This is a genomic window from Enterobacter cloacae complex sp. 342H5 (genome assembly GCF_050030905.1).
Lineage (GTDB): Bacteria > Pseudomonadota > Gammaproteobacteria > Enterobacterales > Enterobacteriaceae > Enterobacter > Enterobacter intestinihominis.
This window is the reverse complement of record NZ_JBLGVB010000001.1, coordinates 3,229,758-3,251,977: the sequence shown is the minus strand read 5'-3', so window position 1 is coordinate 3,251,977 and position 22,220 is coordinate 3,229,758. Positions and strand designations below refer to the sequence as shown.

19 protein-coding genes are annotated in these 22,220 nt (G+C 57.0%); 10 read left to right on the top strand and 9 right to left on the bottom strand.

Annotated features, from left to right (window positions below; genetic code table 11):
- The first annotated feature begins 29 nt into the window (after positions 1-29).
- On the top strand, positions 30-725 hold the full coding sequence (gene ypfH, locus ACQG03_RS15495) for an esterase (RefSeq protein ID WP_023306678.1): 696 nt from the start codon (positions 30-32) through the stop codon (positions 723-725).
- A 38-nt stretch (positions 726-763) separates the two neighbouring features.
- On the opposite strand, the gene ACQG03_RS15490 is transcribed toward ypfH, so the two are convergent.
- The 3 genes from ACQG03_RS15490 to ACQG03_RS15480 are packed head-to-tail and all read right to left on the bottom strand — an operon-like array spanning position 764 to position 2,473.
- Entirely contained in the window at positions 764-961 is a 198-nt protein-coding gene (locus ACQG03_RS15490) for a YpfN family protein (RefSeq protein ID WP_000383991.1), read from the bottom strand.
- A gap of 24 nt (positions 962-985) precedes the next feature.
- Complete coding sequence (dapE, locus tag ACQG03_RS15485; protein ID WP_063163599.1) at positions 986-2,113, bottom strand: succinyl-diaminopimelate desuccinylase; 1,128 nt, start codon at positions 2,111-2,113, stop codon at positions 986-988.
- A gap of 3 nt (positions 2,114-2,116) precedes the next feature.
- Positions 2,117-2,473: an ArsC family reductase gene (locus ACQG03_RS15480; protein WP_045309148.1), complete on the bottom strand. Its 357-nt coding sequence runs from the start codon at positions 2,471-2,473 to the stop codon at positions 2,117-2,119.
- Positions 2,474-2,860: 387 nt separating this feature from the next.
- Between ACQG03_RS15480 and ypfM the strand changes: the two genes are divergently transcribed.
- On the top strand, positions 2,861-2,920 hold the full coding sequence (ypfM, locus tag ACQG03_RS15475; RefSeq protein ID WP_100181659.1) for a protein YpfM: 60 nt from the start codon (positions 2,861-2,863) through the stop codon (positions 2,918-2,920).
- 110 nt (positions 2,921-3,030) lie between these two features.
- Here ypfM and acrD read toward each other — a convergent pair whose 3' ends face one another.
- Positions 3,031-6,144 (bottom strand): multidrug efflux RND transporter permease AcrD, encoded by a 3,114-nt coding sequence (gene acrD, locus ACQG03_RS15470; protein WP_426726135.1) that lies wholly within the window; start codon positions 6,142-6,144, stop codon positions 3,031-3,033.
- 141 nt (positions 6,145-6,285) lie between these two features.
- A complete protein-coding gene (gene narQ / locus ACQG03_RS15465) occupies positions 6,286-7,980 on the bottom strand; it encodes a nitrate/nitrite two-component system sensor histidine kinase NarQ (protein WP_032623807.1) in 1,695 nt (564 codons plus the stop codon).
- 152 nt (positions 7,981-8,132) lie between these two features.
- Here narQ and aegA point away from each other — a divergent pair, with 152 nt between their 5' ends.
- The 3 genes from aegA (at position 8,133) to ACQG03_RS15450 (ending at position 11,920) form a co-directional block, all read left to right on the top strand.
- Positions 8,133-10,109, top strand: a complete 1,977-nt coding sequence (aegA, locus tag ACQG03_RS15460) for a formate-dependent uric acid utilization protein AegA (protein ID WP_074148390.1) — start codon at positions 8,133-8,135, stop codon at positions 10,107-10,109.
- Positions 10,110-10,176: 67 nt separating this feature from the next.
- Positions 10,177-10,767, top strand: coding sequence for a GDP-mannose pyrophosphatase NudK (gene nudK, locus ACQG03_RS15455; RefSeq protein WP_048965538.1), 591 nt, complete (start codon positions 10,177-10,179; stop codon positions 10,765-10,767).
- Positions 10,768-10,876: 109 nt separating this feature from the next.
- Positions 10,877-11,920 (top strand): DUF1176 domain-containing protein, encoded by a 1,044-nt coding sequence (locus ACQG03_RS15450; RefSeq protein ID WP_058647010.1) that lies wholly within the window; start codon positions 10,877-10,879, stop codon positions 11,918-11,920.
- Positions 11,921-12,001: 81 nt separating this feature from the next.
- Here the strand turns inward: ACQG03_RS15450 and tkt are convergent, their stop codons facing one another.
- Both tkt and tal read right to left on the bottom strand, forming a co-directional pair.
- On the bottom strand, positions 12,002-13,990 hold the full coding sequence (tkt, locus tag ACQG03_RS15445) for a transketolase (protein WP_022648960.1): 1,989 nt from the start codon (positions 13,988-13,990) through the stop codon (positions 12,002-12,004).
- A 19-nt stretch (positions 13,991-14,009) separates the two neighbouring features.
- Positions 14,010-14,960, bottom strand: a complete 951-nt coding sequence (gene tal, locus ACQG03_RS15440) for a transaldolase (RefSeq protein WP_062933268.1) — start codon at positions 14,958-14,960, stop codon at positions 14,010-14,012.
- Positions 14,961-15,246: 286 nt separating this feature from the next.
- On the opposite strand from tal, the gene maeB reads away from it, so the two are divergent.
- Positions 15,247-17,526 (top strand): NADP-dependent oxaloacetate-decarboxylating malate dehydrogenase, encoded by a 2,280-nt coding sequence (maeB, locus tag ACQG03_RS15435; RefSeq protein WP_063163601.1) that lies wholly within the window; start codon positions 15,247-15,249, stop codon positions 17,524-17,526.
- A 121-nt stretch (positions 17,527-17,647) separates the two neighbouring features.
- Here the strand turns inward: maeB and hemF are convergent, their stop codons facing one another.
- Together hemF and amiA are read right to left on the bottom strand one after the other, a co-directional pair.
- Positions 17,648-18,547 carry an oxygen-dependent coproporphyrinogen oxidase gene (gene hemF, locus ACQG03_RS15430; protein WP_023306671.1) on the bottom strand — a complete coding sequence of 300 codons (900 nt, stop codon included), beginning with the start codon at positions 18,545-18,547 and terminating at the stop codon, positions 17,648-17,650.
- On the bottom strand, positions 18,547-19,422 hold the full coding sequence (amiA, locus tag ACQG03_RS15425; RefSeq protein ID WP_023306670.1) for an N-acetylmuramoyl-L-alanine amidase AmiA: 876 nt from the start codon (positions 19,420-19,422) through the stop codon (positions 18,547-18,549). The genes hemF and amiA overlap by 1 nt, the downstream gene beginning before the upstream one ends.
- Positions 19,423-19,634: 212 nt before the next feature.
- Between amiA and ACQG03_RS15420 the strand changes: the two genes are divergently transcribed.
- From ACQG03_RS15420 to ACQG03_RS15405, 4 genes are all read left to right on the top strand, one after another.
- A complete protein-coding gene (locus ACQG03_RS15420; protein ID WP_003861292.1) occupies positions 19,635-20,060 on the top strand; it encodes a GNAT family acetyltransferase in 426 nt (141 codons plus the stop codon).
- Positions 20,047-20,496: a DUF2919 domain-containing protein gene (locus ACQG03_RS15415; protein WP_063151774.1), complete on the top strand. Its 450-nt coding sequence runs from the start codon at positions 20,047-20,049 to the stop codon at positions 20,494-20,496. Before ACQG03_RS15420 ends, ACQG03_RS15415 begins: the two co-directional genes overlap by 14 nt.
- A gap of 63 nt (positions 20,497-20,559) precedes the next feature.
- Complete coding sequence (locus ACQG03_RS15410) at positions 20,560-21,135, top strand: RpoE-regulated lipoprotein (RefSeq protein ID WP_022648954.1); 576 nt, start codon at positions 20,560-20,562, stop codon at positions 21,133-21,135.
- Between the two features lie 92 nt (positions 21,136-21,227).
- Entirely contained in the window at positions 21,228-22,127 is a 900-nt protein-coding gene (locus ACQG03_RS15405) for a Dyp-type peroxidase (RefSeq protein WP_022648953.1), read from the top strand.
- Positions 22,128-22,220 lie beyond the last annotated feature (93 nt).

Sequence of the window (22,220 nt, the reverse complement as noted above, 5' to 3'; positions counted from 1 at the left end):
AATCCTGCTTAACAATTAAGGAGATCGCCATGAAACATGACCATTTTGTTGTGCAAAGCCCGGATACACCTGCTAAACAGCTACTGCTTCTGTTTCATGGCGTGGGCGACAATGCCGTCAATATGGGACAGATTGGCAGCTGGTTTGCACCCGTTTTCCCACACGCGCTGATCGTCAGTATCGGCGGCGTGGAGCCCTGCGGTCCGGACGGGCGGCAGTGGTTTTCCGTCGAGGGCGTGACGGAGGAAAATCGTCAGGCACGTATTGATGCCGTTATGCCAGCCTTTATCGATATCGTGCGTTACTGGCAGCAGCAGAGCGGCGTAGGTGCCAATGCAACAGCGCTGATTGGCTTCTCTCAGGGCTCAATCATGTCGCTGGAAAGCGTAAAAGCGCAGCCCGGACTGGTGTCCCGCGTGATTGCCTTCAACGGGCGTTTTGCGACGTTACCGCAAAGCGCGACCACGCAGACCACGATCCATCTCATTCATGGGGGTGAAGACCGGGTAATTGAGCTTTCGCATGCGGTTGCGGCCCAGGACGCGCTGATGCGTGAAGGCGGGGATGTGACGCTGGATATCGTGGACGATCTGGGGCATGCCATTGACGATCGCAGCATGCAGTTCGCGCTCGGTCATCTGCGTTATACCGTACCGAAGCACTACTTTGATGAAGCGCTCAGCGGCGGTAAGCCGAATGATGATGATATCGTCGAGTTTATGTGAGGTTTCCCCTCTCCCTAGGGAGAGGGGAAACAAAGCGATTACTTCTTCTGGTCCTTCTTCGGCCAGTCGTCTTCATCGTCCCACTTGTCGTTAAAATCACGGTGCGGCGGAAGATCCGGTTTGTTGGCAAGGAACTTTTTGTGGTCAACGCGCTTGAGATCTTTAATCACGTTAAGCAGCACGCCTACCAGAAACACCAACACCAGAATCCACCAGTACTTTGAAAGCCAGTCCATTCGCTAATCCTCTTTAAGCACCCGTCAGGCGACGAGCTGCTCCATAATACGTTGATACATGCGGGCCAGCAGTTGTAAATCGGCAGCGTTCACGCATTCATTGATTTTGTGAATCGTCGCGTTAACCGGACCCAGTTCGACAACCTGTGCGCCCATGCGGGCGATAAAGCGTCCGTCAGACGTGCCGCCCGTTGTCAGCAGCTGTGGCTTAATCTCATTATAGTGCGCGATGGCGTTCACTACCGCATCCACCAGTTTACCGCGCTTCGTCAGGAACGGCTGGCCAGACAGCCACCAGTCGAGGGTATAGCGCAGCTGGTATTTCTCTAGCAGCGCAATCACGCGCGCTTTTATCATCTCGTCGGTCAGTTCGGTGCTGAAGCGGAAGTTAAACTGGACGAAGAGATCGCCGGGAATGACGTTGTTGCTGCCAGTGCCGGCCTTGATGTTGGCTATCTGCATGCTGGTTGGCGGGAAAAATTCGTTGCCTTTATCCCATTCAATGGCCACCAGTTCGTTCAGCATCGGCGCGGCGCGGTGTACCGGGTTATCCGCCAGGTGCGGATAGGCAACGTGGCCCTGCACGCCATGAATGGTCAAATTGCAGGTCAGGGATCCACGGCGGCCATTTTTCACCACATCGCCCACCACTTCGGTGCTGGACGGTTCGCCCACCAGACAGTAGTCCAGACGTTCATTGCGCGCCATCAGCGCCTCAACGACCTTCACGGTGCCGTTGTGGGCGCTGGCTTCTTCATCTGAGGTAATCAAAAACGCAAGACGGTTTTTATGGTTCGGATGCTGGGCGACGAAACGCTCTGCCGCCACGACCATCGCAGCCAGGGAACCTTTCATATCCGCAGCGCCGCGTCCGAAAAGCATGCCGTCGCGGATGGTTGGCTCAAAAGGCGGGTTGATCCAGCGGTCTGCGTCGCCTGCGGGAACTACGTCGGTATGTCCGGCAAACGCCAGCGTCTCCCCCTGACCGCGCCATGCCCAGAAGTTCTGCGTATCGCCAAAATCCATGTGCTCGACGGTAAAACCGATGGCACGCAGGCGCTCAATCATTAATGCCTGACAACCTGCGTCGTCCGGGCTAAGGGAAGGACGGCGAATAAGCTGCTGAGTCAGCTCAATGACCGGGCATGACATAGACTACACCTCAACGAATAAATCTGAATAAAGGGTTTCACTGAAACCCAGCAGCATAGGCTGACCTGGCTTGCAGAGCAATGGGCGTTTGATGATTGCCGGCATTTCAAGCATCAGTTTGGCTGCGCTGTCGGCGTTGTTGATCGTGGCCCGGAGAGATTCATCCAGTTTTCGCCAGGTGGTCCCGCGGGTGTTCAGCAGCGCTTCCCAGCCCAGTTCGTTGATGGCGGAATGGAGAAACGCGGGGTCAAGCCCGTCGGCACGGTAATCATGGAAGCGATAGTCGATGTTGTGTGCTTCCAGCCAGCGGCGGGCTTTTTTAATCGTATCGCAATTCTTAATGCCGTACATCACAACCATAGTGAATCCTTTTGTTCTTGTGTGGGTTAAATGTTCAATATTTTCGAAGATATATCCTTAAGTGGAATATAACATATTCGGAATTTTTCGTGATTTACAATTCTCCATAATTCAACGAACAACTGTACGCTGAATAGTGTTCCATCTTTTAAGCATAGTTGTCCACTCTGTATAAATTGCCAATAAACTCAGGGGGAAATTAAAAATGCTGTCATTTTTCTGACTATTTCAAAATATTGCTGTGGGTCACATAAAATTTACCCGGCAACGCTCATAGTGATCCTAAACCTACCTGCACAGCGAGGCTCAATCACAGCAATCGGTTAAAGTGGCTTCACAATGATGATACGTTTTCGTAGAATGCACATAATAATAAGAGAGGTTGTTATGATTGAACATGAACTGGGGAACTGGAAAGATTTTATCGAAGGCATGCTTCGTAAATGAATTTCCGGTAAGAAATGCAAGAGCACTTAATTAACTAAAATAACCATAGTGTGAAAGAATCACACAATAAAAAGGCGGCCTGTAAAGCCGCCTTTTTTTATTTCAACGGGTTATTCCGGCTTATCCTTCAGCGGGAAACGACGGCGTATCAGCACAAAGAACAGCGGTACGAAATAGATAGCCAGAATCGTCGCGGAAATCATTCCCCCCATAACGCCCGTTCCCACCGCGTGCTGGCTGCTGGAGCCTGCGCCGGAGCTGGTGGCCATCGGCAGGACGCCAAATACAAACGCCAGAGAAGTCATCAGGATCGGGCGCAGGCGCTGACGACAGGCGTGCAGCGTGGCGGCCATCAGTTCGTGACCTTTGGCATTCATCTCATTGGCAAATTCGACGATCAGAATGGCGTTTTTCGCCGACAATCCGATTACGGTGAGGAGTCCTACCTTGAAATAGACATCGTTTTCCAGGCCACGCATCCAGGTTGCCAGCAGCGCGCCGATGACCCCGAGAGGCACCACCAGCATTACCGAGAACGGCACTGACCAGCTTTCATACAGCGCCGCCAGGCAGAGGAACACCACCAGCAGCGAAAGGGCATACAGGGCAGGCGCCTGCGCGCCGGAAAGCCGTTCCTGGTAGGACATCGCCGTCCACTCCAGGCCAAAGCCGGTCGGTAACTGCTGAACCAGTTTTTCCATAATGTCCATTGCGGTACCGGTACTGACGCCAGGCGCGGCTTCACCGACAATCTCCAGCGCCGAATAGCCGTTGTAACGCTCCAGACGCGGCGAACCGGTCTCCCAGCGTGACGTCGCAAACGCCGAGAACGGCACCATGCCGCCGGTGTTATTGCGCACATACCAGCGGTTGATATCGTCCGGCAGCATGCGGTATTTGGCAGCAGACTGAACGTAGACCTTTTTCACGCGACCGCGATCCATAAAGTCATTCACGTAGCTTGAGCCCCATGCCGTTTGCAGGGTGTCGTTAATGTCGTCGATGGAGACGCCCAGCGCCTGCGCTTTACGCTGGTCGATATCCACCTGTAGCTGAGGGCTGTCATCCAGACCGTTATGACGAACGCGGGTAAGCTGCGGCTCTTTCCCGGCCAGCTCGAGCAGTTTATCGCGAGCTGCCATCAACGCGTCATGCCCGGCACCCGCGTGATCCTGAAGCTCCATATCAAATCCGGCTGAGCTGCCCAGGCCACTGATAGCGGGCGGGCTGCTGGCGAAAACGCGCGCTTCCTTGATTTTGTTGAACGCTTTAGTTGCACGTTCAATGATGGCAAAGGAGGAGCCGCTATCGCTGTCGCGCTGGTCCCAGTCTTTCAGGCGCACAAACATACGCGCCACGTTCTGCCCGTTACCGCCAGGGCCAGAGCCGACGGTGGAGAAGACGGAGACCACGTTATCCTTCTCCTGAGTATGGAAGTAGTTCTCAACCTTCTGCACCACTTTCAGGGTCTGCTGCTGGGTCGAGCCGCTCGGTAACTGTACGGAGGTGATAAACATGCCGCGATCTTCCAGCGGCAGGAACGAGGTTGGCAGCCGCAGGAATAAGAAGACCATGCCGCCGAGCAGCAGGACATAGACCACCATCCAGCGCACGCTGCGGTGCAGTACTTTACCCACGCCCGCTTCATAGCGCGCCGCATTTCGGTTAAACATGCGGTTAAACCAGCCGAAGAAGCCTTTTTGACCGTGGTGTTCGCCCTTATGCAGCGGTTTGAGCAGCGTCGAGCACAGAGCAGGGGTAAGGATCATCGCCACCAGTACGGAGAGCACCATCGCAGAGACGATGGTGATCGAGAACTGGCGATAAATCGCGCCCGTAGTGCCGCCAAAAAACGCCATCGGGATAAATACCGCCGACAGCACCATGGCGATACCGACCAGCGCACCCTGAATTTGCCCCATCGATTTACGCGTGGCCTCGCGGGGCGAAAGCCCTTCCTCGCTCATGATGCGCTCGACGTTTTCCACCACCACGATGGCATCATCCACCAGCAGGCCGATGGCCAGCACCATGGCAAACATGGTCAGGGTGTTGATGCTGTAACCGAAGGCATACAGCACCGCAAAGGTTCCCAGCAACACCACCGGCACCGCAATGGTGGGGATCAGCGTGGCGCGGAAGTTTTGCAGGAACAGGTACATCACGAGGAACACCAGCGCGATAGCTTCGAGCAGGGTTTTCACCACATCTTCGATGGAGGCTTTTACGAATGAGGTGGTTTCGTAGGCGACTTTGTACTCCAGTCCGTGCGGGAAGTAATGCGACAGCTCATCCAGACGCTCTAACACCCGCTGCGCGGTCGCCATTTCGTTAGCGCCGGAGGCCAGTTTCACCCCCAGGCCGGACGCAGCATTGCCGTTAAAGCGGCTCAGGTAGTCATATTTTTCCGCCCCCATTTCCACGGTGGCGACATCCCCCAGACGCACTTCCGAACCGTCCTGATTCACGCGCAGAGTGATATTGCGGAACTGTTCAGGCGTCTGGAGCAGCGACTGGGAGTTGATGGTGGCGTTAAGCGCCTGGTTATCCACGGACGGCGTACCACCGAGCTGCCCCACGGCAATCTGAGCGTTCTGCGATTCGATAGCGTCGGTGACATCTTTGGCGGTCATCTGCACGCTGTTCAGCTTGTTGGGATCCAGCCAGATACGCATGGAATACTGCGAGCCGTAGGCGTCGATATCACCCACGCCGTTGATACGGCTGAGCGGGTCCTGAATATTACTGGCGACGTAGTCCGCGATGTCCTGCTTATCCATCGAGCCATCGGTTGAAACAAACGCGATTGTCAAAATATTGGTGTCACCGGTCTTACGCACGGTCACCCCCTGGTTCTGCACCGCCTGAGGCAGTTTACGCAGGGCCGATTGCAGCTGGTTTTGCACCTGCTGCACCGCTTCGTCCGGATCCGTGCCCGCCGTAAAGCTCAGGGTTACCGTCGCCTGGCCCGTGGCGCTGCTCTGCGAGGACATGTACATCAGGTTATCAAGACCCGTCATGTTCTGCTCGATAACCTGCGTGACGGTATTTTCCAGCGTCTGTGCCGAGGCGCCAGGGTAGTTCGCCGTGATACGCACGTTAGGGGGGGCGAGGTCGGGGTATTGCTCAACAGGAAGGGAAGTAATCGCCAGGACACCCGTCAGACACAACAGGATTGCTAGCACCCAGGCAAAAATGGGGCGATCGATGAAAAAATTCGCCATTAAAATGTGACCTCGTTTTGCTGCACGTCATTATTGTTTATTGCCCGCCTAACTTTAGCGGTAAGGCCCAGGTCAAACGTGGAGAAATAAAGGAGATAATGTAAATTATCATGCGCTTTTTTCAGCGCGCCTTCTTTCCCGCTATTTTTCAGCCTGCGCCGCAGGTGTCCGGAACGTCACGCTGACCTGTGTACCGCCCTGTGGCGGCTGAGAAAAGTGTAATGTTCCGCCGAGCCGTCCCGCGCGTTCGCGCATGATATTCAGCCCGTAATGCCCCGGCGGTTCACTGGCGTCGCCGATACCAATACCGTTGTCACGGATCGTGACCGTGTGAGTACCGTCCGCGGTGGTGACGCAGCTGACCACAATCTCGCTGGCGTCGGCATGTTTAATCGCATTCAGCACTGCCTCACGCACAATCTGTAAGAGGTGCACCTGTTTTTGCGCGTCCAGCGCAAGCGATGAGAGACGGCAGTCGAGCACCAGCTTCGCGCTGGTCTGGCTTTGCAAACCGTCGAGAGACTCCTGTAGCGCGGCAGGAAGATTGGCGTGGTTGAGCGTCAGGCGAAAGGTGGTGAGCAGCTCGCGTAGCTGATGCCAGGCGTTATTCAGCTCGCGGGAGAAGTCCGTAATGATGGTCTGCGCCGGGGCATTGTCGCCCGGCACGGCATGCTTCAGCAGCGTAAGCTGAATACGCAAATAGGAGAGCACCTGCGCCAGCGAATCATGCAACTCGCGCGCGATGGTGGCGCGCTCTTCCATCAGCAGCAACTGCTGATAATGTTTCTGCGCCTGATTGAAATAGAGCCCCCTGCCCAGCATCGTCGCCACGCTTTCCATGAGCGGCAGCGGAACATCCCCGGTCGCGCTTTGCCAGCGCAGTTCGCCGTACAGGGTGTCCTGCATTAATACCGGTAAATTGTGCATTTTCTCGCCCGGGGACTCCTGTCCTTCGTAAAGCTGCCAGTCGTCACTGGTGCGCAATTGCAGGTAATTCATCTGCGTATAATCATGCACAATTTGCAAAATATGCCGGAAGCAGTGGCTGTCTATCTGCCCGGTATTCAACGCCTGTGAGCATTTGAACAGCATTTCAAGCTGCTGATGCGCTTCATTCAGGTGGCGGGTTTTTTCGGCAACGGAGTGCTCCAGGGAACGGTACAGGGTGTGTAATTCCGCCGACATATGGTTGAAGGCGCGGGAAAGCTGGCCCAGCTCGTTGGGAAGCATAATATCCGGCGCGGGGGTATCGAACTGCCCCTGTTCGATACGCTCGCTCGCTGCCACCAGATTATTCAGCGGCAGCACAACCTGACGGCGGATGCGCCGCAGGGTCATCACCGCCAGCAGCAGGATGCCCAGGCCGCCCGTCAGCGACATGAAAATCACCAGCTGTATCTTATGTTCGGTGTAGTGCTGTAGCGCCAGCACAAAGGCATCTATCCGGCCCACGAAATCCTCTATGTGGCTCTGATACCACCCGGTATCGCCGCTGGCGATACGCGTGTCCATCTCCTGCCAGCCAAGCTGCAACTGCTGGTAACGCTGTTTGACGTCCTCTGGCACATACCAGCGGTTTAGCTTCTGCAACGCAGGCGCGCTCAGCGTTTTCTGCCAGACCGCGCGGTGCTCTGCCAGTGACGGGCTGGCGCGCTGCATTTCGTAGCCCAGGCGGTAGCTCTGCATGCGCAGCGATCCGGCGATGTTAATCGCCTCGGCGTCGCGCTGGCTGCTGGCGAGTGTAACCAGCGCAATGGCGCTGATCAGAACGGACAAGACAATCATCGAAAAGAAAGCCCGAGCCAGGCTTCCCGATACGGGGCGTTTAACGGTCACTCATCAGCTTCCTGAATTAAATTGATCTGCCACAGGTTCACTGGAAATAGTTCGCCTTCCTGGGCATTTGAACATTGCGTCGCCATGCCACTGTGGGTAAATACGATAACAATATAAAGAATAAGGTTATTGAACCAAAAACAGGTGTTGTTATGAATCGTTTTATTATGGCCAACGCTCAACAGTGTATCGGTTGTCGCGCCTGCGAAGTTGCCTGTGTGATGGCGCACAACGGGGAGCAGCACGCGCTGAGCGAGCGCCATTTTCATCCCCGCATTACGGTCCTTACCTCTGGCTTGCGAAAAAGCCCAGTGACCTGCCACCACTGTGAAAATGCGCCCTGCGCGCAAAGCTGCCCGAACGGAGCCATCACGCAACACAGCGACAGCGTACAGGTCAATCAACAAAAATGCATTGGCTGTAAAGCCTGCGTGGTGGCCTGCCCGTTTGGCACGATGGACATGCTGATCACCCCGCTTGAAAACGACAGCGTAAAGGCCTCGGCGCACAAATGCGACCTCTGCCTGGAAAGGCCGCAAGGCCCGGCCTGCGTTGAAAACTGCCCGGCGGAGGTGCTTACGCTCGCCACCCCAGCCGTGCTGGATAAGCTGGTTAAACAGCGCCGACAGCGCAGCGCAAGGCTGGACACGCTGCCGTGGCACAGCGAGGCGGTTCAATCAGCCCCTCCGCAAACCAAACGGCAACAGATGCATAACACCCCGGCGCGCGGTGAGCCGGATAAGCTCAGCCCCGACGCGCGCGCAGGCCATTTTAATGAGATCTACTTGCCGTTTCGCCCGGAACAGGCGCAGCGCGAAGCATCCCGGTGCCTGAAATGTGGCGACCACAGCATTTGCGAGTGGACCTGCCCGCTGCATAACCATATTCCGCAGTGGATTGAGCGGATCAGGGCGGGGGATATCACCGGTGCGGCTGAGCTTTCTCACCAGACTAACTGTTTACCGGAAATTACCGGCCGCGTCTGTCCACAGGATCGATTATGTGAAGGCGCCTGCACCCTGCGGGATGCGTCAGGGGCGGTAACCATCGGTAATATCGAACGATATATCTCGGATCGGGCGCTGGCGATGGGCTGGACGCCGGACGTCAGCCACGTTACACCGGTCGGTAAGCGCGTCGCCATCATTGGTGCCGGTCCGGCAGGGCTGGCCTGTGCCGACGTACTGGTGCGCAGCGGCATCGGTGTGACGGTCTACGATCGCCATCCAGAAATCGGCGGATTGCTGACCTTTGGTATTCCGGCCTTCAAGCTGGATAAATCCCTGTTAGCGCGGCGCAGAGAGATATTCAGCGCGATGGGTATCCGCTTCGAGCTGAACTGCGAGGTGGGAAAAGACGTGTCGATGGTCCAACTGCAAAACGACTACGATGCCCTGTTCATCGGCGTAGGGACCTATCGTTCCATGAAAGCAGGTATCCCTCATGAAGACGCGCCGGGCGTGTACGACGCGCTGCCGTTTTTAGTGGCGAACACGCGGAACGTGATGGGCATTGACCCTGCCGCAGACGAGCCGTTTATTGACACGCAGGGGTTAAACGTGGTGGTACTGGGCGGGGGCGATACGGCGATGGACTGCGTGCGCACCGCGCTGCGACATGGCGCGGCGAAAGTAACCTGCGCCTATCGGCGGGACGAGGCCAACATGCCGGGCTCAAAGAAAGAGGTTAAAAACGCGAAAGAAGAGGGCGCGGCCTTTGAATTTAATGTCCAGCCGGTTGAGCTCACGCTGGATGACGACGGGAAGGTCAAGGGTATCCGGATGCTGCGCACCCGTCTGGGCGAGCCGGATGCGCAGGGGCGGCGTCGTCCTGTCCCGGTGGCGGACAGTGAGTTTGTCATGCCAGCGGATGCGGTGATCATGGCGTTTGGGTTTAATCCGCACGCCATGCCGTGGCTTCAGGCGCAGGGCGTTGAAACCGACGACTGGGGGCGCATCAGGGCCTCCGTGGAGAGCCGTTATCGCTACCAGACCTCGAATCCGCAGATTTTTGCTGGCGGTGATGCGGTACGTGGTGCGGATCTGGTGGTCACCGCGATGGCGGAAGGGCGCCATGCCGCGCAGGGGATCATGGACTGGCTTGGCGTGCCGCCGCGCAACATGCATTAACGCAGACGGGCGACAAAGCGGGCATCACGGCGTAGTATAAACAGACTCATTTTGCCGTGGAGCCCGTATGTCCCTGAACATTACCGTTATTAAAGACAAAATCCTTTCTGAAAATTACTTTGTCCTGCGTAACATCACTTACGATCTCACCCGTAAGAGCGGGGACGTCATTCGCCATAAACGCGAAGTCTACGACCGGGGCAATGGTGCAACCATTCTGCTGTATAACCGTGAAAAGCAAAGCGTGGTGCTGATCCGCCAGTTTCGCATCGCGACATGGGTCAATGGCAACGCGGACGGACGTCTGATTGAAACCTGTGCAGGTCTGCTGGACGACGATGAGCCGGAAGTGTGTATCCGCAAAGAAGCCATTGAAGAGACGGGCTTTGAGGTGGGGGCGGTGCAGAAAGTCTTTGAGCTGTTTATGTCCCCTGGCGGGGTTACCGAGCTGGTTCACTTCTTCATTGCGGAGTACACCGATGCCCAGCGCACGCACCGGGGCGGTGGCGTGGACGATGAAGACATTGAAGTGCTGGAAATGCCTTTCGCTCAGGCTGTCGACATGGTGAAAAGCGGCGAGATCCGCGACGGTAAAGCGGTGATCCTGTTGCAGTATCTGCAAACCAGCGGTTTGATGAATGCTGCGGCGGTAGCGTGATAAGTTGTATTTCAGATAAATCTATCCGATAAATCCGATTGAGCCAGCCCGCCCAGGGCACGAAGATACGCCCCAGATTGACCTATTCGTTTCCGGGGCTGTGCCGTTCATGCGCTACTGCGTTTTTCTTCTCTTCTTCATTTGCGTGCTTCCCGCGCCTTTGGTGTGGGCTGCGCCTGCGCAGCAGTCTTTTTCAGACTGGCAGGTGACCTGCAATAACCAGAATTTCTGCGTAGCGCGCAACACCGGCGAGCATCGCGGTCTGGTCATGACGCTGAGCCGCAGTGCGGGGGCAAAAACAGACGCCAGCCTGCGCATCGATCTCGGCGGTCTTTCGACGCCTTCGGTGAAAGAGCCTGACATTGCCCCGCGCCTGCTGCTCGACAATGTGCCGCTTCAGCTCACGTCGCAACACTGGCAGTTAACCCCCTGGCATCTTAAAACAGACGATACGGGCACCATCACCACGTTTCTGAAAACCATTCAGGAGGGGCAGGCGCTGACCCTGCGCGGGGGGAAGCAGACAATCTCTCTGGCCGGTCTGAAAGCGGCGCTGCTGTTTATTGATGCCCAGCAAAAACGCGTCGGAAGTGAAACGGCATGGATTAAAAAAGGAGATAGTCCACCGCTGAGCGTGCCGCCTGCGCCGGCATTAAAAAAGGTGGCAGTGGTGAACCCCACGCCAACGCCGCTGACGCATAACGAACTCAACGATCTGCTGGATTACGGTACCTGGCGCATGAACCACAGCCAGTGCTCCCTCGATCCGAACCGGCGTGAAGTGCGCGTGACCGCGTTGACCGATGACAAAGCGCTGATGATCATCAGCTGTGAGGCGGGGGCGTACAACACCGTCGATCTGGCGTGGCTGGTGTCGCGTAAAAAACCGTTTGCTGCCAGAAGCGTGAGATTGCGCCTGCCGTTTACCCCTTCCAGCCAGAGTAGCGACATGGAGCTGATGAATGCCAGCTTCGATGAAAAAACGCGCGAGCTGACCACGCTGGCACTGGGACGCGGGATTGGCGACTGTGGGATCCAGACCCGCTGGCGTTTTAACGGCCAGCGCTTCCGCCTGGTGCGCTACGCGGAAGAGCCAAGCTGCGATAACTGGAATGGGCCAGATGCCTGGCCCACGCTGTGGATCACAAGGTAGGGCGCTGTCGCTTACCCGGCCTACGTTTTAGCGATTTGTAGGCCCGGTAAGGCGTAGCCGCCACCGGGCACGAAGACTGCACTACAGCACGCTCAGCGCTTTCTCCACCACATTCTCAACGGTAAAGCCGAAGTACGGGAACAGCTTATCGGCCGGGGCGGATTCACCGTAACCCTTCATGCCGACAATCGCCCCTTTCAGACCCACATATTTGTACCAGTAGTCGGCAATGCCAGCTTCAACCGCCACGCGCGCCGCGACGTTTGAAGGCAGCACCGATTCGCGGTACGCCTCATCCTGGGCATCAAAGATATCCGTTGAAGGCAGGGAAACCACGCGCACCGCGTGACCCTCGGCGGTCAGTTTCTCGGCCGCTTTTACCGTGATTTCCACCTCTGAACCGGTGGCAATCAGGATCACGTCCGGTTTACCGCCGCTGTCTTTCAGGATGTACCCGCCGCGGGCGATATTTTTCACCTGCTCCGGCGTGCGCTCGATCTGCGCCAGGTTCTGGCGCGACAGGATCAGCGCTGTGGGTCCGTTATGGCGCTCTACGGCCAGCTTCCAGCCCACAGCCGCTTCAACCTGATCGCACGGACGCCAGGTACTGAAGTTTGGCGTCAGGCGCAGGCTCGCCAGCTGCTCTACCGCCTGGTGCGTCGGCCCATCTTCACCCAGTCCGATGGAGTCGTGGGTATACACCATGATTTGCCGCGCCTTCATCAGGGCCGCCATACGCGCCGCATTACGGGCATATTCGACAAACATCAGGAAGGTGGCGGTGTACGGCACGAAGCCGCCATGGTGGGCGATACCGTTGGCAATGGCGGTCATCCCGAACTCGCGCACGCCGTAGTGGATATAGTTTCCGGCAATGTCTTCCTTCAGGGATTTAGAGCCAGACCAGATGGTGAGGTTACTTGGCGCCAGATCCGCCGAGCCGCCCAGCAGTTCGGGCAGGACAGGGCCAATCGCGTTCAGGGTGTTTTGTGACGCCTTACGGGTGGCAATTTTCGCCGGGTTAGATTGCAGGTTTTCAATCAGCGCCTGAGTTTTCTCTTCCCAGTCTTCCGGCAGGCCACCGCTCATGCGGCGGTTAAATTCGGCCGCCAGCTCCGGATACGCTTTTTTGTAGGCAGCAAACTTCTCGTTCCAGGCCTGCTGCGCTTTTTCACCTGTTTCGCGAGCATCCCAGGCCCTGTAGATCTCTTTTGGGATCTCAAAGGCCGGGTGTTTCCAGCCCAGTTTCTGGCGGGTCAGCGCCACTTCCTCTTCACCCAGCGCCGCGCCGTGCGCCTCTTCTTTACCCGCTTTGTTCGGCGAGCCGAAGCCGATGGTGGTGCGGCAGACGATCAGGGACGGTTTGTCCTTTACGCTCTGCGCTTCCTGAATCGCTTTTTTCACCGCCTCAGGATCGTGACCGTCGATCTCGTGAACCACGTGCCAGTGATAGGCTTCAAAGCGTTTCGCCGTGTCGTCGGTAAACCAGCCCTCGGTTTCCCCGTCAATGGAGATACCGTTGTGATCGTAGAAGCCAATCAGCTTGCCCAGGCCCAGGGTGCCCGCCAGCGAGCAGACCTCGTGGGAGATCCCCTCCATCAGGCAGCCATCACCCATAAAGACATAGGTGTAGTGATCGACAATCTCGTGGTCGGGCTGGTTGAACTGCGCGGCCAGCGTACGCTCTGCAATCGCCAGGCCGACGGCATTCGCCAGCCCCTGGCCCAGCGGGCCGGTAGTGGTTTCAACACCCGGCGTATAGCCGATCTCCGGGTGGCCCGGCGTTTTGGAGTGCAGCTGGCGGAAGTTTTTTAACTCCTCAAGCGGCAGGTCGTAGCCGGAGAGGTGCAGCAGGCTGTAGAGCAGCATCGAGGCGTGACCGTTGGAGAGAATAAAACGGTCGCGATCGTACCAGGTCGGATCGGTCGGGTTGTGCTTCAGGAAGTCGTTCCACAGCACTTCGGCAATATCAGCCATACCCATGGGGGCGCCAGGGTGGCCGGAATTGGCTTTTTGTACGGCATCCATGCTGAGGGCGCGAATGGCGTTGGCGAGCTCTTTACGGGACATAGTTCACTCCGTGGCAAGGTTAAAGTTTGGCGGCGAGAAGATCTTCGAGTTTGCGCTGGTCGACGGCGAACTGGCGGATGCCATCTGCCAGTTTTTCCACGGCCATTGGATCCTGATTGTGCTCCCAGCGGAATTCCGCTTCGGTCATGGGTTTCGGTTTTGGCAGAACGGTAGAGGTCGGTACCAGCTTGCGGATCACCGTCTCTTCACTCTCCTGAAGCTTCTTCAGCAGGTCTGGGGAGATGGTCAGCCGGTCGCAGCCCGCGAGCGCGAGGATCTGCTCGGTGCGGCGGAAGCTGGCCCCCATCACGATGGTCTCGTAGCGGTGCTGCTTGTAATAATCGTAGATATTACGCACCGATTTCACGCCGGGATCTTCGTCCACCACATACGGATCCATCGGCTGTTTCGCCTGATACCAGTCGTAGATACGTCCGACAAACGGTGAAATCAGGAACACGCCCGCTTCGGCGCAGGCACGCGCCTGGGCGAAGGAGAACAGCAGCGTCAGGTTACAGTTGATCCCCTCTTTCTCCAGCACTTCCGCCGCGCGGATGCCTTCCCAGGTGGAGGCAAGCTTGATCAGGATGCGTGATTTATCGATCCCCTGCTCCTGATAGAGTTCCACCAGGCGGCGAGCCTTGTTAATGCTCTTTTCCTGGTCGAATGAGAGGCGGGCATCCACTTCGGTGGAGACGCGTCCCGGTATGCTTTTAAGAATTTCCGCACCGATATTGACCGCCAGCTTGTCACTGGCCTCGGCGACCTGCTGCTCCTGCGTTTTCCCGCGCTGTTTGCCGTAGGCAAGGGCGTCATCAATCAGATGACTAAAGTGCGCAAGACCGGCCGCCTTGAGCAGCAGAGAGGGATTGGTGGTCGCGTCTTCCGGCTGGTAGTGACGAATCGACTCGATGTCGCCGCTGTCTGCAACCACGGTGGTAAATTGTTTGATGCCGTCTAGCTGGTTCATAATTACTCCTTGGAAATAAAAGAGTTAGTCGAGTGCGTTAGTTCACACTTCTGAGAAAATCATGATGGACTTAACAAAAAAGCATAGCAGACGGGGGAGGCATTGCTTTCTGAGACGGGTAACATGGCTGTTATAAATTGATAACAATTTTTATTCTGCAATGGTGAGAGTTTGGCAGCCTTCAAAGTTTAGGAGCCTGCCTGCGGCGATACTATGCGGCACACCAGGGTGTGCATAGGAACGTCGACATCACCCTTTTTGACCGAAACGTGAAAGGAATAACAAGATGGATGATCAGTTAAAACAAAGCGCTCTCGATTTTCACGAGTTTCCTGTTCCGGGTAAAATCCAGGTATCCCCGACCAAACCGCTGGCGACCCAGCGCGATCTGGCGCTGGCCTACTCGCCGGGCGTGGCTGCTCCGTGCCTGGAAATCGAAAAAGATCCGCTGGCAGCGTACAAATACACCGCGCGCGGCAACCTGGTGGCCGTTATCTCTAACGGTACGGCGGTGCTGGGGTTAGGGAACATCGGTGCGCTGGCTGGTAAGCCGGTGATGGAAGGGAAGGGCGTTCTGTTTAAGAAATTTGCCGGTATCGACGTCTTCGATATCGAAGTGGACGAACTGGATCCGGATAAATTCATCAACGTGGTGGCGGCGCTGGAGCCGACCTTCGGCGGCATCAACCTGGAAGACATCAAAGCGCCGGAATGTTTCTATATCGAGCAGAAGCTGCGCGAGCGTATGAACATTCCCGTGTTCCATGACGACCAGCACGGCACGGCGATTATCAGTACCGCCGCCATTCTGAACGGCCTGCGCGTGGTGGAGAAAAATCTCTCCGACGTGCGCATGGTGGTCTCCGGCGCAGGTGCCGCGGCCATCGCCTGTATGAACCTGCTGGTGGCGCTGGGCATGCAGAAGCACAATATTGTGGTCTGCGACTCCAAGGGCGTGATCTACAAAGACCGCGAGCCAAACATGGCGGAAACCAAGGCGGCCTATGCGGTGGAAGACGACGGCAGGCGCACGCTTGAAGACGTGATTGACGGTGCTGACATTTTCCTCGGCTGTTCAGGCCCGAAAGTGCTGACCCAGGAGATGGTGCAGAAGATGGCGCGCGCGCCAATGATCCTGGCCCTGGCGAACCCGGAGCCGGAAATTCTGCCGCCGCTGGCGAAGGCGGTGCGTGAAGACGCTATCATCTGCACCGGACGTTCGGACTACCCGAACCAGGTGAACAACGTGCTCTGCTTCCCGTTCATCTTCCGCGGGGCGCTGGACGTCGGCGCCACGGCGATCAACGAAGAGATGAAGCTGGCTGCCGTTCATGCTATCGCAGAGCTGGCGCACGCCGAGCAGAGCGAAGTGGTGGCCTCCGCCTACGGCGATCAGGATCTGAGCTTCGGCCCCGACTACATCATCCCTAAACCATTTGACCCGCGTCTGATCGTGAAGATCGCGCCAGCGGTGGCCAAAGCGGCGATGGACTCCGGCGTGGCGACGCGGCCGATTGAAGATTTCGATGCCTACGTCGATAAACTCACCGAGTTCGTTTACAAAACCAACCTGTTTATGAAGCCGATCTTCTCCCAGGCGCGCGCCGACGCGAAGCGCGTGGTGCTGGCGGAAGGGGAAGAGGCGCGCGTGCTGCATGCCACGCAGGAGCTGATCACCTTAGGGCTGGCGAAACCGATCCTGATTGGTCGTCCGAGCGTGATCGAGATGCGTATTCAGAAGCTCGGCCTGCAAATAAAGCCGGGCGTGGACTTTGAGATCGTTAACAACGAATCCGATCCGCGCTTCAAAGAGTACTGGAACGAATACTATTCGATCATGAAGCGTCGCGGGATCACCCAGGAGCAGGCGCAGCGGGCGGTGATCAGCAACACCACGGTGATCGGCGCGATCATGGTTCATCGCGGTGAGGCGGATGCGCTGATCTGCGGCACCATCGGCGAGTACCATGAGCATTTCAGCGTGGTACAGGAGATCTTCGGCTATCGCGAGGGCGTCCATACTGCCGGCGCAATGAACGCGCTGCTGCTGCCAAGCGGTAACACCTTTATCGCCGATACCTACGTCAACGACGATCCCTCCCCGGACGAACTGGCGGAAATCACCGTGATGGCGGCGGAAACCGTGCGCCGCTTTGGTATCGAGCCGAAAGTGGCGCTGCTGTCGCACTCAAACTTCGGGTCATCCAAATCCGCGGCGGCGTGCAAAATGCGCCAGACGCTGGAACTGGTGCGCGAGCGTGCGCCGGAGCTGATGATCGACGGCGAGATGCACGGCGACGCCGCGCTGGTGGAGAGTATTCGTAATGAACGTATGCCGGACAGCCCGCTGAAAGGCTCGGCGAACGTGCTGATTATGCCGAACGTGGAAGCGGCGCGTATCAGCTACAACCTGCTGCGCGTGTCGAGTTCTGAAGGTGTGACCGTCGGGCCGGTACTGATGGGGGTGTCAAAACCGGTACATGTGTTAACGCCGATTGCCTCCGTGCGTCGTATCGTCAACATGGTGGCGCTGGCGGTGGTTGAGGCGCAGACGCAGCCGCTGTAATTTATTGCCCTCGCCCCTCGCCCCTCACCCTAACCCTCTCCCCATAGGGGAGAGGGGACTGCTCTGAGCCGTCTTTTCACCCTCGCCCCTTTGGGGAGAGGGCCGGGGTGAGGGGTAAGGGTTAAACCCAGTCCCGAACCTTAATAAACTCACTCAAGGCAGCCTCCGGGCTGCCTTCTTTTGGCGCGTAGCTGTATTCCCAGCGCACCAGCGGCGGCATCGACATCAGAATGGACTCCGTGCGCCCGCCGGTTTGCAGGCCAAACAGCGTCCCGCGATCCCACACCAGATTAAACTCCACATAGCGCCCGCGACGGTAGAGCTGGAACTCACGCTCGCGCACGCCGTAGTCGGTGTCTTTGCGGCGTTCGACAATCGGAAGATAGGCGTCGGTAAAGCCTTCACCCACCGCGCGCATAAAGCTGAACGCGGTATCAAAATCCGGCGTGTTGAGATCGTCAAAGAACAGCCCGCCGATGCCGCGCTGCTCGTCGCGGTGCTTCAGATAAAAATAGTCATCGCACCACTTTTTATATTTCGGGTAAACGTCTTCGCCAAACGGCAGGCAGAGGTCGCGCGCGGTGGTGTGCCAGTGCACGGCATCCTCTTCAAAGCCATAGTAAGGCGTTAAGTCGAAACCGCCGCCAAACCACCAGACCGGATCGGCCCCCGGTTTTTCCGCGATGAAAAAGCGCACGTTGGCGTGGCTGGTTGGCACAAACGGGTTATGCGGATGCACCACCAGCGAGACGCCCATCGCCTCGAAGCTGCGGCCCGCCAGTTCAGGCCGATGCGCCGTGGCGGACGCTGGCATTGCATCACCGTGGACGTGGGAGAAGTTGACCCCGGCCTGTTCAAAAATACCGCCGTTACGCAGCACGCGGCTGCGCCCGCCGCCGCCCGCTTCGCGCTGCCAGGTGTCTTCCTGGAATTCACCGCCGTCTGCGGCGGTCAGTTTCTGGCAAATCGCGTCCTGGAGCTGCATCAGGAAAGTTTTGACCAGCTGTGCATTCGGTTTCATCAACGTTTCCTGGAGTGCGCTTTTTGATTATCGAACCAGTTGAAATAACTGATGACCCCGGAGGCGATGGCGTTCGCGATCTTCTGACGAAACGCCTTAGTGCCGAGTAAACGCTCTTCTTCCGGGTTGGTAATGAACGAGGTTTCCACCAGCACGGACGGAATAGACGGTGACTTCAGCACCACAAACGCGGCCTGCTCGGTGCTTTTACTGTGCAGACGGTGCACGGGTTTAATCCGTTTGAGGATATGCGAGCCGAGCGTCAGGCTGTTTTTGATGGTATCGGTCTGCACGAGATCGAACAGAACCTGCTGCAACAGATGGTCTTTGTCGGTGGCTTTTTTCCCGGCTACTTCATCCGCCCGGTTTTCGCGATCGGAGAGGTATTTCGCCATGGCGCTACTGGCGCCACGGTTGGAGAGCGCAAATACCGAGGCGCCTGCGGCGGAAGGGTTTGTGAAGCCATCCGCGTGAATGGACATAAACAGGTCTGCGCCGTGCTTGTGGGCAATCTCCACGCGATCGTACAGCGGGATAAACGTGTCGCCTGTGCGCGTCAGGCGGGCGTCAATACCGTTGCTGCGTAAAATTGCGCGTACATTTTTTGCAATTGCCAGCACGACGTGTTTTTCTTTCGACCCGTTTCGGCCAATGGCGCCGGTGTCGATCCCGCCGTGGCCTGGATCGAGCATGACCAGACGCTTTGCGCCAGCTTTTTTGGTTTTCGGCTTGCTGTGTCCGTTACTGGTTTTAAGCGTGCTCTCTTCTTTTGCCTGAGCCTGCTTTGCGATACCCGATAACGTTAAGGCCGCCAGCCCCGCTTTGAGAACCTGACGACGCGATGTGAGTGCTTTTAATGGTTTGAATGTGCTCATGCGGCCTGAATTGTAAAAATTGGGGTCCTGGTGTTATATCGTATCGTGTTTCCCGTTACGACAGTCCTTATTGAGAATTGTTTTACTTTTCATTTCAATACGTGACAAAGTGACATTATGCCAAATTTTGGCGAGTTTTTCCCCGGTTATTGGCTAAACGCCCTGTTCACGCCATAATCACTGTTTTTAAACCCGAAAAGGCGGTTAATACCATGGAGATACGCGTTTTTCGCCAGGAAGATTTCGAAGAGGTGATCACCCTTTGGGAGCGCTGCGATCTGCTGCGTCCGTGGAACGATCCGGAAATGGACATCGAACGGAAGGTGAATCACGACGTCAGTCTGTTTCTGGTCGCTGAGGTCAACGGCGAAGTGGTCGGGACGGTGATGGGTGGGTACGACGGCCACCGCGGCTCGGCCTACTATCTGGGCGTGCACCCGGAATACCGCGCGCGCGGCATCGCCAACGCGCTGCTTAACCGTCTGGAAAAGAAACTGATCGCCCGTGGCTGCCCGAAAATCCAGATTATGGTCCGGGAAGATAACGACGTGGTGCTGGGCATGTATGAACGTCTGGGCTACGAGCACGCGGATGTACTGACGCTGGGTAAGCGCCTGATCGAAGATGAAGAGTACTGAGTTCCACCCTGGCGACTACGACGTTCACGGTCGTCTGCGTCTGCCTTTTTTGTTCTGGTGCGTTCTGCTGTTGCAGGCCCGCACCTGGGTGCTGTTCGTGATGGCTGGCGCGTCGCGCGGGCAGGGCGATACGTTACTGAATCTCTTTTATCCCGATCACGATGCGTTCTGGCTGGGATTGCTGCCGGGCGTACCGGCGGTCCTGGCGTTTCTGTGCAGCGGACGGCGACAAGCCATTCCGCGCTTCTGGCGCGCGCTTCGCTGGCTGTTGATCCTGGCGCAGTTTGTGCTTCTGGTCTGGCAACCCTTGCTCTGGCTGTACGGCGAGCCGCTTTCGGGTATCGGGATTGCACTGGTGGTGGCGGATACTGTCGCGCTGCTGTGGCTGGTCACGAATCCCCGTTTACGCGCCTGTTTTACGCAAGAGCCAGATTAAAACGGCACTTTTTGCCGATACTGCACTCCAACAAGCGTTGATTTACTACGAAAGGACGTCTCAATGAAATCGCTGCGTTTACTTTTATGCGCTCTCCCGCTGGCGTTAACCGGCTGTTCCACGCTCTCATCCATCAACTGGTCTGCGGCCTATCCGTGGAACTGGTTTGGCTCTTCAATGGAAGTGACCGAGCAGGGCGTGGGCAAAATCACCGCCTCGACGGCGCTGGATCAGGATGCCATTCAGGATGCCATCGGCAGTGATTATCGCCTGCGCAGCGGCATGAAAACCGAGAACGGCAACATCGTGCGCTATTTCGAAGCGTTGAAAGATGACAAGGTGGCAATGGTCATCAACGGCGATAAAGGTACGGTCAACCGCATTGCGGTGATGGATGAAGAGATCCCGACCTCAGGTGGCGTGAAGGTGGGAACGCCGTTTGGCGAACTCTATCAGAAAGCGTTTGGCCACTGCGCCAGTGTGCCATCGGAGGAGAGCGTGGCGGTCGAGTGTAAGGCCGACGGCAGCCAGCATATTAGCTATGTGTTCAGCGGCACCTGGAACGGTCCGGAAGGGTTAATGCCGTCTGACGACACCCTGAAAAAGTGGAAAGTGAGCAAAATTATCTGGCAGCAGTAATTTGCGCCTGAGCAAGCCGCCTCGCTGAAATCCGGGTATAATAGCCGCCATCAATGCCACGCTGTCGTGGCATCTTTATTTCAGGAGGAGCGATGTCTCAGGTTCAGAGTGGCATTTTGCCAGAACATTGCCGGGCGGCGATTTGGATTGAAGCCAACGTCAAAGGGGACGTGGATGCCCTGCGCGCGGCCAGCAAAGTTTTCGTTGATAAACTGGCCACCTTCCAGGCCAAATTCCCCGAAGCCCATCTGGGCGCGGTGGTTGCCTTTGGCAGCACCGTCTGGCGTCATCTGAGCGGCGGCGAAGGCGCAGAAGAGCTGAAAGACTTTATTCCTTATGGCAAAGGTCTTGCGCCCGCCACCCAGTATGACGTTCTGATCCATATCCTCTCCCTGCGTCACGACGTGAACTTTTCTGTCGCTCAGGCTGCGATTGAGGCCTTTGGTGACAGTATCGACGTGCAGGAAGAGATCCACGGTTTCCGCTGGGTGGAAGAGCGCGATTTGAGCGGCTTCGTCGACGGCACCGAAAACCCGGCCGGGGAAGAGACGCGTCGCGAGGTGGCTGTAATCAAGGATGGCGTGGACGCGGGCGGCAGCTATGTGTTCGTCCAGCGCTGGGAGCATAACCTCAGGCAGCTTAACCGCATGAGCGTGCATGACCAGGAGATGATGATTGGCCGTACCAAAGATGCCAATGAAGAGATTGACGGCGATGCGCGTCCGGTCACTTCCCACCTGTCCCGCGTTGACCTTAAAGAAGACGGTAAGGGGCTGAAGATTGTTCGCCAGAGCCTGCCGTACGGCACCGCGAGCGGTACGCACGGCCTGTACTTCTGCGCTTACTGCGCACGCCTCTACAACATCGAACAGCAGCTGCTGAGCATGTTTGGCGATACCGACGGTAAGCGTGACGCCATGCTGCGCTTCACCCGCCCGGTGACCGGCGGCTACTACTTTGCGCCGTCCGTTGAGCGCCTGCTGGCGTTGTAAATCGCTCTCTATTCGTAGGCCGGGTAAGCGTGAGCGCCACCCGGCAATTTCTCCTGCACCTCTTATTCCCTTTTCTGCTTCTAAATCACCAAA